The sequence below is a fragment of the Clostridioides sp. LIBA-6822 genome (assembly GCF_056688955.1).
Map to the genome: position 1 here is coordinate 2,232,107 of NZ_CP196995.1, position 12,395 is coordinate 2,244,501.

A 12,395-nucleotide genomic window follows, 5' to 3' on the forward strand; every position below is an offset into this window, starting at 1 on the left:
ACCTCTTAGTTTTTGTCTAAATATTTTTTTATTCCTTCAAATGTCTCTGTGCTTATAATATGCTCTATTCTACATGCATCTTTTTCAGCTATATCAGATGAAACCTCCAATGTATTTACCAAAAATCTAGTGATTAAAATATGTTTTTCATAAATTTCTTCTGCTTTTTTTCTTCCTTCTTTAGTTAAAATAATGTCACCATCAACTTCCATTATAATAAGACCATATTCTTTTAAGATTCTCATAGCTCTACTTACACTTGCCTTACTATAATTTAGCTTTTTAGCTATATCAATAGATTTTACAATTCCCTTTGTCTTTTCTAAAATAAGTATTGTCTCCAAATAATTTTCTCTTGATTCATACATTCTAACATCCTCCAAATGTAACAACTCTATTATAATATTTTTAAAAATCTAACTATATATTTAAAAATTCATAGTATTCATAGTATTTATATTTATAGCATTTAAAAATACTCATATTTATAAATGGAAATATATTTACCACTTACATTAATATATATTATCATAATTTTCTTTTTTATTACATAGAGAAATAGCTATATAAAATATTATCTAATCTTTTGTAAAATACGTCTTAGAACAACGTACTTAAATAGTTCAAATTGATGCTATTCTTTATATTATAGAAATTAAAAATTTATTTAATTATTTCACAAAAACAATTTTTTACACATCTTTTTTTCATTTAAATAACATATCTTATAATCTATTTTATCCATACAAATCTTCTAGTTCATGTATTTTATTTTTAATATCTTGCTTGTGTTGCTGAAACAATTGGGTTCTTTTGTCTATTGTATCATCTCCCATATCACAAAAATGAAAACATTCATGAATATCTTTAATAGATAAGCCAGCATTTTTTAATTCTTTTATGAATATCAAATGCTCTATGTCTTCTTCAGAGAAATAACGAACACTACTTGGCTTTCTATTAATAGGAAGTAGTAAATCTTTTTCTTCATAAAATCAAATAGCAGATGAAGAAATATTTGTTATTTTTGATACATCAGTTATGGAATATTTCATATTCGTTCACTCCAAAAATCTTATATGAATAAGAACATTATAGAAATCCATTATACAATAGTCAACAAAAAAGTATTGACTTCAAGCTAGGTTGAAGTTGTATTCTTTGAAGTGTAAAAACAAATTGCTAAAAGAAAGGATGATATAAATGCAAAAATACATAATTACGATTAAAAAAAAATTTAATAAAGGAAAAATATTGTGTGGAGTGGCAGTTTCACTGTCTGATTCATCTGTAAGTGAATTAGTTGGTCTGTCTGGATAGGATTCTGGATTAAAGGTGGACATGGTGCTTTAGACCGTAAAGATATTCATCAATATATGATAGCTGTACATGATGGTGGTGCTGCTTTAGTTTGATTAGCAAACAGCGACCCTGCTCTTGTTAAACCTATAATGGATATGGGAACAGATATTATAGGTTTCCAATTTATTAATACAGCACTGTATGCAAAAAAGCAGTATCAGCTTGTACTTATCCTCCAAATGGTATGAGACCCCAAAGAGCTTCTTATTATGGTAATATGAACTACTTAGACTATGTCAAAAACGCAAATAACGAAATATTAAAAATAATGTTGCTTGAGTAGAAAGCAGGTTATAATAACATTGAAGAAATAGTACAAGTCAAAGGTGTTGATATTATAGCATTAAGTCCTAGTGATTTATCTTTAGATATGGTATTTTATGGACATATGAATAAAGTTGAAATAAGAGATATGATTTCTCAAGCTGCTGAGATATGTAAAAAATATGATATGCCCTTCGTTACCCTTCCTTCAACAGAAAAGAAAAGTATTGAAACATGGGTTAATATTGGAGCAGATATGCTTTGTTTTGCACAAGATACAACCTTTATCACTTATATTATCAAATGATTATTGTTTTTCTATGATGAGATTGTATCATATAAAAAACGATATTAATTTATAAATTTGATTTATACTAAAAGAGACTAATATTTTATCTATTTTTATTAAGTATATTTTCTTATGTATTGTAATATTAGTCTCTCTTAGTATTATATAATGTTGTTATTATTAGTTGTTATATATACTCACAACTTATTCAGCTAACATTTTACCTAATTCTATACACTCATCTTTGGCTTCTTCATTTGGGTCTTCCATTGCTGTAATTCCTTCACCACCTATAATTGTAGCACCAGCATTTTGCATACGTTCTTCCCATTCTCTCATCCATTCGCAATTTCCCCAACCATATGAACCAAATAATCCAATCTGTTTACCTGATACCATAGATTCTAATTCTGCTACAAATGGTTCCATATACCCCTCTTCTAGTTGTTCTGCTCCCATAGATGGGCAACCTAATGCAAATTTATTTTCTTCTTTTAAATCACTTGGTTTTAATAAGCTTACATCTAAAACTTCTGCTGTTTTACCTTTTAGCTTCACACCTTCAGCTACAAAATTTGCCATCTTCTCAGTATTTCCTGTTCCACTCCAATAAACAATATATATTTTACTCATTCTTACCTCCTGTAATATTTTTTAATCAACCAATAGTTAGCTACTGCTAACTAGGATTTAAAAAATAAAAGATTTCTTTATTTGAAATCTCTTTGTTTTTCTAAATATATAATATCATAATTGATTTTGAAATTCAATAATTATTGATAATATTTATCAATTAAATTCTATACTTCTTTGTTTATATATAATATTTCATTGTATTTTTAAATCTTTCATAAGAATATTTTTCACTAATAGTATCCTTGTCCATATTACAAAGCATCTTACATCTTCATATACATATATTAACCTTAATTTACCTTATACTTCTTATATACAAATTTTTATCTATACAGATATATAGAAGAACACACCTTTTCTCAGATGTGCTATCTATAATACTGTATATTTTTTCTAATCCTAATTAACTAATGTATCTATAGCTTTATTATTTAATATTGTCATCTATCTCTATAAAATTCTACACTTAAATATTTTTTACTATTTTGTATTGACTGTGTACAATATCTATCTTTTATTATCAAATTACAGATTATCTTTTCCCAGTATTCTTGTATTTATAAAGATTTAAATATAGGTACCCATTTCCTTGTTCTGTTCTAGGTATTCCAAGTGCTCTTGTACATTTTATTAATTGTGCATACAACTCTGCTTCATCTAAATCTCTCTCAAATTCTTCTCTAGCCCATTCTTTGATTAATGCTAGTGACCCTGATACATATGGCGCACTCATGCTAGTTCCACTCATAATAGCAAGTTTATTATCCATATAGGTTGATATAATATTTCTCCCTGGAGCCACCAAATCTATTGTAGTATTTGAGTTACTAAACTTTTCAACTAAATAGCTTTCATTTATTGCACCTACTTCTATTACCTCAGGATAGCTAGCTGGATAACTATACTCACTTGTACTAGAATCTCCATCTCCATTATTTCCTGCTGCACACACTACAGAAATATTATTCTTTACTGCTTGTAAAACTGCATTTTTTAAATTTTTGTCATCTTTATTTCCTCCAAGAGACATGGATATAATATCAACTTTCTTATTTACAGCAAAATTAACGGCATTAATTATACTTTGATATGTCCCAACACCATCTTTATTTAATGCTTTTGCTATTAATAATTTACAATCTGGAGCTACTCCCATAACCTCATTATTATAATTAGATGCAGCTATAATTCCTGCTACGTGAGTTCCATGCCCATTAAAATCCTCATATATATTTTTATTTCCATTACTATCATCACTAAAGTTTGCACCACCAATTATTTTACCTTTTAAAAGAGGATGAGAAATATCACAACCTGTATCTATTATACCAATTACAATATTTTTACCAGTATATCCTTCATCCCACATTCCTCTCGCATTCATTTGTTTTATTCCATATGGAAACTTATTCTTTGCTCCTCTTAGATTCTCATTTATTTCATAGGGAATTAGTTTCATTTTTTTATTCATTGCATATCCTCCTAAAAATTTTATTACTTATAAAAATTATAATTTTGCTTTCATAGTAAGTTTATAAATCAGCTTAATAACTTATATCCACTTATTTATATTTATGATGTATTTTTTATTTTTAGGAGTCATATTTTATTGTATATAAAATAAATAATATCTAGAGAATTATATTAAAAATAAAATTATACTTATATTCTAATATGTAAGAAATTCAATATCTGTATATAAGTTAATATAAAAAGGACACCTCATTAGCATTGGAGCATTTAAGATATCCTTTTTATATTTAATATTAACTTAGCTTTCCTTAACTCTCTTAAACATAATCTACTATTTCAATACTGCTCCTGTGTTTGCTGATGTTACCAGTTTAGCATATCTACTTAAGTATCCATGTTTTATTTTTGGCTCTAAAGGTCTAAATTTTAATTTTCTATTTTCTATCTCAATTTCATTTACTTTTAACTCTAATTTTTTTTCTGGTATATTGATAGAAATTATATCACCTTCTTCAACTATTCCAATTAAACCACCTTCCATAGCTTCTGGAGAAATGTGACCTATAGATGCTCCTCTAGTTGCTCCCGAAAAACGCCCATCAGTAAGAAGTGCAACATGTTTATCAAGTCCCATTCCCGCAACTGCTGATGTAGGAGATAACATTTCTTTCATTCCTGGACCTCCTTTTGGCCCTTCATATCTTATAACTATAACATCACCTTTATTTATTTTTTTATTAAATATAGCACTCACAGCTTCTTCTTCTGAATTAAAAACTCTTGCTGGCCCTTCATGAACTAACATTTCTTCTGCAACTGCTGATTTTTTTACAACAGCCCCATTTATAGCAAGATTTCCTCTCAATATTGCAAGTCCACCTTGGTCACTATATGGATTTTTTAATGTATGTATTACTTCCTCATTTTCTATTTTACAATCTCTTATATTTTCTCCTATAGTCTTGCCTGTTACAGTTTTACAGTCTAAGTTTATTCCTTCTATCTTTGAAAGTTCATTCATTATAGCAGGAATTCCCCCTGCCATATGTAAATCTTCAATATGATGCTTCCCACTTGGACTTAATTTTGTTAAACAAGGAGTTTTTTCACTTATTTCATCAAAAAAATCCAAGTTAAGCTCTATTTCTGCTTCATAAGCTATTGCAGGTAAATGAAGTACTGTATTTGTAGAACCAGCCATTGCCATATCTACAGTTATCGCATTTTTAAATGCATCCACTGTTAAAATATCTCTAGGTTTTATGTCATTCTTAAGCAGTTCCATAACATACATACCTGCATATTTTGCTATTCTTTTTCTTTCTCCAGAATGTGATGCAGCAGTCCCATTATATGGAATACCCATACCTAATGCTTCTGTTAAACAGTTCATACTATTTGCCGTAAAAAGCCCAGAACATGAACCACATCCAGGACAAGAATTCATAGCTAATTCTTCTAATTCTCCTTGACTCATTGTTCCATCTTTACAAGCCCCAACACCTTCCATTGCAGAATTAAAATCATATACTTTTCCATTTTTTTTACCTGCAAGCATAGGTCCCCCACTCACAACAACACTTGGTATATTAAGTCTTGCAGCAGCCATCAACATGCCTGGTACTATCTTATCACAGTTAGGTATAAGTACTAAAGCATCAAAACCATGTGCCATAGCCATAGCTTCTATTGAATCTGCTATTAATTCTCTTGAAGCAAGTGAATAATTCATCCCAACATGTCCCATAGCTATACCATCACATACTCCTATAGCAGGAAATTCTAATGGTAAACCACCACTCATTCTAACACCATTTTTTGCTGCTTCCGCTATTTCATCGAGATGGAGGTGTCCAGGAATTACTTCATTCTGTGCATTTACTATACCTATTAAAGGTCTTTCAATTTCTTCTTTAGTAAGACCCATTCCATACATTAATGATCTCTTTGGAGCTCCTTCTATTCCTTTTTTTATATCACTTCTCATAATATTACCTCTTTCTTACTTTTTTAAATTTTCATAATATTATTATAATACATTTTTCTATTAATTAATTACGAAAAATCTAAAAAATATTAGTATATACTAATGCAAAATTATTACGATTTACTATAAATATATTACACAAGCAGAGATAGGTATTTTTATGATAACGCAAACTAACAAACAAAGCCTAATATTCATAAAACAATTCTGGATTCGTTTTACTTACAGCATTAATTAAGTAATAACTGCGAAAATAAACTATTATTTTGTAGCTTTTAGCAATAATTCTAAGGTCGTTTTCTATACATTTGCCATAAATACTGTGTTTTTATCCTCAATAATTCCCTTGTATTAATCAAACCTAATATTTGAGACTTTATTCCAGTTAATCTCTCTTGAATAACCTTCTGGATGTGACAATTTAACTATATGAGTTGAATTATTGTAACTGTAATAAATTGTAGTCGTCCCATTAATTGGGTTCTTCTTATATCCTTGATATACAGCACTCTTTGGAACTTTCTTTTCAATAAAACTATATGCATATGAAGTATCAATCGACTTTGTTCTATTAGGAAATACTAGCATACAAAAAGCTACAATTATAAAAATACATATACATGTAATACTATACCATTTAATCCATTTCATAGAATCCCTCCTATTTTACCAAAATATACTATTATTATTTCCATATATTTATAATATTTATGCATATGCTAAAATTTTTTAAACATCTGCATATAAATTTAGGAGCTTTGATTTTCTATATTTTGTTAAGATTAATAACCATGTTTTTATAAATTAATATGTTTTTATAAATTAATAAATTTTTAAGATTTTATTAAAAGATTTTTAAAATTTAAAGCTTAATATAAAGATAGTAATTATATAGCTAAAAACATAAATTTTGAAAGGAGATAAAATACAATTATGTGGACACTTTATTCATTTCTTTGCGCTATACTTCCGTGTTTAATATATCAAATAATTGTTATAAAAAGAAAAAACTTGAAATGTGAAAAGAATGTAGTAATACATTTAGTATGGGTATATATTTTTTTATTATATATTTACTTGGCACTTAGTAAAGCTGGTATTGGAAGCATATGGGATATAGGAAAATATAAAGAAATTATTAGATTTAATGAAATAAATATAATACCATTTAGTTCAGTTGGCGCTTTAACATATATTTTAAATATAATTATGTTTATGCCTTTAGGATTCTTACTTCCTTTAATTTGGAAAGAATTTAGAAATATTATTAATGTATCAATAACTGGATTAGGTTTCTCAGTAGCAATTGAATTTTGTCAATTATTTAATCTTAGAGCTACAGATATTGACGATTTAATGATGAATACATTAGGGGCTGTTTTAGGATATTTCATATGGATATATGTAAGTAAGTTATTTAATCTATTGAAGAAAAATACTGTTTTAGCACCTATATGTAAAAATATCATTCAAGATGAAATTGCTATTACAATCGATGATGATATAAATAAAAAAACTACCTCTCTTTATAAAAATGAAGCTATCATATATTTAATATTGGCTGTTTTAGGAGAATTCTTGTTATTTAATTGGTCTCTAATATACCATTAAATAATCTAAACTTAAAAACAAAAATACTTCAATATTCATAAATATATAAAGCCTTCTTTCCTGCTTTTATAAAAGGAAAGAAGGCTTTAGTTCTTAAACATAAAACATACACTCATTACTTAATTGGCATCTGAAATATTTTATTAATATTATGTCTAACTTTGTTAGATGTTATGTAATCATATTTTGTTCCATTCTCAATAAAATTTTGTATATTATCTAATACTTGTATAGCTCTTGCATTACTTTCATAGGTTCCTATTTTTATAGTATTAAAGCTTTCAAATACTACATAAACCTCACTATCATTTATTTTAATTTGATTAGCCTGCATTAGATCAGTTTTATCCTGACTTCTAATTATTATCACATTAATTCCTCCATCTACTCAACTTATTTTAATTTATAAGAATCAATTTCACATAATTGATTTCTAGCTTATTTAAAAATTTAAATTTATTAAAACATCAAATTGTCGATACTATAGTATTGTCTTATACATTTGGTAATTTTATTGTTAAAATATTTATTTATATTTAAATTAAATGTATCTAAAATAATATATCTTTATTAATTATTTAAATTTTTCATTTTAAGAATATCACCTCTTTACCAATTACCATTTGTATAACTCATATTATACATATACAAACGGTAATTTTCAATATATTTTCTTATTTTAATCTTTTTTTTTTATATTTTTGGTAATTTTATTTTACTTTTTATAAAAATAACTTATAATTTCGGTAAGGAGTGATGTACATATGGAAAGTTTAGGAGATAGAATAGCAAATTTACGAAAAGAATTGGATATAAATCAAAAAGAACTTGCTACTAAAGTTGGTATAACTGAAGCTAGTTTATCACGTTATGAAAACAATTTACGAGAACCTAAAAGTGAAATTATAGTAAGATTAGCAAAAGTATTGAAAACATCCACTGATTATCTACTGGGTGTAAATGAAAGTACAAAAATAAGTAAAGAAGATAAATTAATCATAGAAAATCTATCAGTCAGTGAAAAAACAAAAAAACTCTTAGAAAAAATATATTCCCTTGAAAAAGAAGATAGAGAAGCTATAGAAAAAATGATTGATAATGCTTACCTAAAAAGATTCCTTAAAGAAGAGAATTAATTCTCTTCTTTTTCTTTATTCAAAACCTCAAGTAATAATTCATAAAAAGTAATATTTTCACTCAATAAATGTTCTAATTTCATTCCTATATCTTCAATTTTTTCTTTTCTTGTAACAGTAGTATTTGATTTTTCCACATACACCATCCCCCAGCAAATTTGCGTTCTTAATATTAGTCAGAAATTTCTAACAAATTTTTAATAAAGTTTATGTAATTATATTTTTATTTTATAAAATATGTTGCTATTATCCAAAATTTACCTAGATAATTATCTTAACTATATAATAATACTTTTATTCTACAGATGCAATAAAAAACTCGTAATAATAACAAAAAAATCTATTATTGTAGAATCTTGTATATTTTTTATATTTTTATATATTTTTCAAGGTAATTTTTATTATAAAATTTTTTATAAATATATAAATCTTTTATATTCATTTGATTTTTTTGTAATTCTTTTATATGAATTTTATTTTTCATATAATAATCATTATTTTTAAACCTTTATTTTTTGCAATATATTATTTATTTTCTTTTTCAAGTTTCAATAAATATTCTTTTACCTCTATTCCTCCTAAATAGCCTCTCAAACTACCATTGGAGCCTACAAGTCTATGGCAAGGTATAAAAATAGAAATAGGATTTTTGCTATTTGCCAGACCTACCGCCCTGTATGCTTTTGGATTATTAATTATGTTTGCTAGTTCTACATAAGTCTTTGTTTCTCCATATGGAATGTTACAAAGTTCATTCCATACTTTTTTCCTAAATTCACTTCCTGACAACTTTAGTGGCAAATCAAACTCTTTTCTATCTCCCTCTAAGTATTCTTTTAGTTGTTTATTTGCTTCTTTTATAATTTTGCTTTCTTTAACTAAATATTCTTCAGAATTTAAAATAGATGTGTCAAAAAACAAGTTTGTAATGAAATTATTTTTTTCTGCTATTCCTATTTTTCCAATTTTAGTTTCATAATAAAAAATATTTTTCATTAGGTATGATATCCTTTCATATTAATTTACATTTTTTATTTTATTAGTAATTTACTCTTTTGTATCTTAGGTATTATCAATATTTATAAAAAAATTCAAAACCTACATTTTCTGTAAAGTATATTTATGAGCTATTTATTGTTATCTTTTAAAAGAATACTACAAATATCACCATGTTCGTTTCTATATTTAGTTGGAGATACATCATAATTCTTTTTAAATAAACGACTAAAATAATTTATACTATCAAAACCACATCTCATAGCAATTTCTGTCATATTTAAATCTGTTTGTTTTAAATAATATATAGCTTTATCAAGTCTTACTCCATTTATATAATCAGTTGTAGTCTTACCTGTTATTTGTTTAAATGTTCTACAAAAATGGTGTGCACTCAAATTCACAGTACTAGCAAGTTCTTTTAATGTAATTTTATCCATATATTTTTCTTCTATCAAATCAAATATACATTCAAATTTTTTTAAAGAATATTTTCTTTCTATAAATTCTTCTTCTGAAAAGATTTTATCAACATGATTTCTTAATAAGAATACTATAAATTGATAAATACTAGCTTTTATAGATAACTCATATCCAGTATCTTTATTGTGATATTCATCAAGTATAGATTTAATACATTGTAAAATAAAAGAATCCTTTTGAATTAAATTATTAAATACAATATGATTTAGAGTCATTGGTGCTAAGTACTTAGTTTGCAACAAATCAACTTGATTACTAAAAAGAAAGGTAGGTTCAATACGAATAGTATAGAATTTTAGATTGTCTGATAGGCTTTCTAAATAATGTAATTCATTACTATTTGCTATTGCAACATCTCCAGACACTGCTTTAAAATTACTAGCTCCACATTCCAGGTATGCTATACCATCAACAAAATAATATATTTGTAGATGCTCATGCCAATGTCTTTTAAAATTTTCTCCATTTTTTATGTCGTCTTTAAAAAATATATCTATGAAGCTTTCTTGACCTTTTCTATCGAAATATGCGCTTTTATCATTCATTATTTACCTCTTATCAAAATAGTGCTAATTATAAGCAATATCGTTGTTGTATTCATTATTTCATATCGTTATTATATAAAATGTAATTATTATTGTAAACATCAAAATAATACCAGTCATTATAATAAGGAGGTAATAAAAATGACAAAATCTTTTAAAAAAAATGAAAATAAAAAAAGTATAACAGTATTATTTGTAGTCATTGCAATGACTTTTATGGCGACATTAGATTCTAGTATTATAAATGTTGCGCTTCCAGTTCTAGCAAGTAAATTAAATGTGTCTATATCATCTATTGAATGGGTAATAGCAAGTTACTCAATTATTATTTGTTCAACACTATTATTTTTTGGAAGACTTGGAGATATTATTGGTAAATCTAGAATATTTCAGTTAGGAACTATTCTTTTTACGGTAGCTTCATTATTATGTGGATTAAGTAATTCTTTAACTTTACTTATAATTTGTCGCTTTATCCAAGGAGTAGGTGCTTCTGCTTATATGGCAAACAATCATGGAATTATCACAGAATTATTTCCAAAAGAAAGTAGAGGTAAGGCTCTAGGAATTTTAGTTACTGCGGTAGCTGTTGGTAATATGGTTGGACCATCTATAGGAGGACTTATTTTATCAATATTTAATTGGAATTTTATATTCTTTATAAATATTCCAATAGGTATTATTGTAATTTTTCTAAATGCAAAATTTCTTCCAAATAGTAAAAGAACTTCAGAAAAGATGGATAAGATTGGTGCTATACTTCAATTTTTAGGAACAACATTATTTTTTAGTGCTTTAATTTATGCCCAACAAATAGGGCTGTTAAATCCATATATATTAATTACACTATTGCTATCAATTATTTTTATTATATTATTTTTGATATTAGAAAAAAAACATCCTCAACCACTTCTTGACCTTGAAATTTTTAGAAATTTTAAATTTTCACTGAATTTAATTTGTGCTCTTACATCATTTATTTGTATTGCATCATCTAGTATTTTAATTCCATTTTATTTACAAAATACTATGAAACTTTCCCCAATTCATGCAGGTTTATTTATGATATTATCACCTTTGCTTTTAGCCATTTTTTCACCTGTATTTGGGAATATATCAGATAAAATCAAGTCAGAAAAAATTATTTTAATTGGTCTTATTGTTATGAGTTTTGGATTTTTCTTAATGTCAAGATTGAAAGAGAGTTCTATCCTTATTTTATTCGTAATTTCTGTATCAATAATATCAATAGGACAAGCTCTATTTCAACCAGCCAATAATGCTTTAATAATGTCAAATTGTTCTAAAAGTAAGTTAGGAGTTGTTGGAAGTATAAATTCTCTTGTAAGAAATTTAGGTCAAGTTATAGGTATTACTATTTCTACAACACTTTTATATAATTTTATGAGTATTAAAGCTGGGTATAGGGTTAATGATTATGTAGTTGGTAATGATAAAATATTTGTATTTGGAATGAGAAATGTTTATATTATTATTACACTTCTTTGTTTAATAGGTGCAATATTAATTGGCTTTTATTTATTTAAACATGATAAGAATGAACAATAATTTTTTACAATTATCTTAAAGTTATGAGTATCTTAAAACTTTGA

14 protein-coding genes and 1 pseudogene are annotated in these 12,395 nt (G+C 26.1%); 4 read left to right on the plus strand and 11 right to left on the minus strand.

Annotated features, from left to right (window positions below; all coding sequences use genetic code 11):
- Positions 1-5: 5 nt before the first annotated feature.
- The 3 genes and pseudogenes from ACTG48_RS10765 to ACTG48_RS10775 form a co-directional block, all read right to left on the minus strand.
- The gene (locus tag ACTG48_RS10765; RefSeq protein ID WP_021384817.1) at positions 6-368 is read right to left on the minus strand and encodes a metal-dependent transcriptional regulator; all 363 of its coding nucleotides are present in this window, start codon (positions 366-368) and stop codon (positions 6-8) included.
- A gap of 369 nt (positions 369-737) precedes the next feature.
- The gene (locus ACTG48_RS10770; protein ID WP_021384814.1) at positions 738-911 is read right to left on the minus strand and encodes a MerR family DNA-binding protein; all 174 of its coding nucleotides are present in this window, start codon (positions 909-911) and stop codon (positions 738-740) included.
- A pseudogene (locus ACTG48_RS10775) lies at positions 912-965 on the minus strand (MerR family transcriptional regulator); the annotation flags it as partial. It lies immediately after the preceding gene.
- A gap of 734 nt (positions 966-1,699) precedes the next feature.
- Here ACTG48_RS10775 and ACTG48_RS10780 point away from each other — a divergent pair.
- The gene (locus ACTG48_RS10780; RefSeq protein WP_479918787.1) at positions 1,700-1,933 is read left to right on the plus strand and encodes a hypothetical protein; all 234 of its coding nucleotides are present in this window, start codon (positions 1,700-1,702) and stop codon (positions 1,931-1,933) included.
- 186 nt (positions 1,934-2,119) lie between these two features.
- Here ACTG48_RS10780 and ACTG48_RS10785 read toward each other — a convergent pair whose 3' ends face one another.
- From ACTG48_RS10785 to ACTG48_RS10800, 4 genes are all read right to left on the minus strand, one after another.
- Complete coding sequence (locus tag ACTG48_RS10785) at positions 2,120-2,548, minus strand: flavodoxin (protein WP_021384808.1); 429 nt, start codon at positions 2,546-2,548, stop codon at positions 2,120-2,122.
- A gap of 535 nt (positions 2,549-3,083) precedes the next feature.
- A complete protein-coding gene (locus ACTG48_RS10790) occupies positions 3,084-4,022 on the minus strand; it encodes a S8 family peptidase (RefSeq protein ID WP_479916849.1) in 939 nt (312 codons plus the stop codon).
- A gap of 333 nt (positions 4,023-4,355) precedes the next feature.
- Positions 4,356-6,011 (minus strand): dihydroxy-acid dehydratase, encoded by a 1,656-nt coding sequence (ilvD, locus tag ACTG48_RS10795; RefSeq protein ID WP_479916850.1) that lies wholly within the window; start codon positions 6,009-6,011, stop codon positions 4,356-4,358.
- A gap of 351 nt (positions 6,012-6,362) precedes the next feature.
- Positions 6,363-6,662: a hypothetical protein gene (locus tag ACTG48_RS10800; protein ID WP_021384806.1), complete on the minus strand. Its 300-nt coding sequence runs from the start codon at positions 6,660-6,662 to the stop codon at positions 6,363-6,365.
- Positions 6,663-6,944: 282 nt separating this feature from the next.
- Between ACTG48_RS10800 and ACTG48_RS10805 the strand changes: the two genes are divergently transcribed.
- Positions 6,945-7,622, plus strand: a complete 678-nt coding sequence (locus tag ACTG48_RS10805) for a VanZ family protein (RefSeq protein WP_069955975.1) — start codon at positions 6,945-6,947, stop codon at positions 7,620-7,622.
- A gap of 115 nt (positions 7,623-7,737) precedes the next feature.
- On the opposite strand, the gene ACTG48_RS10810 is transcribed toward ACTG48_RS10805, so the two are convergent.
- Positions 7,738-7,992, minus strand: a complete 255-nt coding sequence (locus ACTG48_RS10810; RefSeq protein ID WP_479916851.1) for a hypothetical protein — start codon at positions 7,990-7,992, stop codon at positions 7,738-7,740.
- 394 nt (positions 7,993-8,386) lie between these two features.
- On the opposite strand from ACTG48_RS10810, the gene ACTG48_RS10815 reads away from it, so the two are divergent.
- A complete protein-coding gene (locus tag ACTG48_RS10815) occupies positions 8,387-8,758 on the plus strand; it encodes a helix-turn-helix domain-containing protein (protein ID WP_021384829.1) in 372 nt (123 codons plus the stop codon).
- Here the strand turns inward: ACTG48_RS10815 and ACTG48_RS10820 are convergent.
- The 3 genes from ACTG48_RS10820 to ACTG48_RS10830 all read right to left on the minus strand — a co-directional run bounded on the left by ACTG48_RS10820 (position 8,755) and on the right by ACTG48_RS10830 (position 10,782).
- Positions 8,755-8,895: a hypothetical protein gene (locus ACTG48_RS10820; protein WP_021384801.1), complete on the minus strand. Its 141-nt coding sequence runs from the start codon at positions 8,893-8,895 to the stop codon at positions 8,755-8,757. The two genes, ACTG48_RS10815 and ACTG48_RS10820, sit on opposite strands and share 4 nt — an antisense overlap.
- 388 nt (positions 8,896-9,283) lie before the next feature.
- Positions 9,284-9,754: a methylated-DNA--[protein]-cysteine S-methyltransferase gene (locus ACTG48_RS10825; RefSeq protein ID WP_021384864.1), complete on the minus strand. Its 471-nt coding sequence runs from the start codon at positions 9,752-9,754 to the stop codon at positions 9,284-9,286.
- A 131-nt stretch (positions 9,755-9,885) separates the two neighbouring features.
- Positions 9,886-10,782 (minus strand): AraC family transcriptional regulator, encoded by an 897-nt coding sequence (locus tag ACTG48_RS10830; protein ID WP_479916852.1) that lies wholly within the window; start codon positions 10,780-10,782, stop codon positions 9,886-9,888.
- 141 nt (positions 10,783-10,923) lie between these two features.
- Between ACTG48_RS10830 and ACTG48_RS10835 the strand changes: the two genes are divergently transcribed.
- Entirely contained in the window at positions 10,924-12,351 is a 1,428-nt protein-coding gene (locus tag ACTG48_RS10835; protein WP_479916853.1) for an MFS transporter, read from the plus strand.
- Positions 12,352-12,395: the final 44 nt, after the last annotated feature.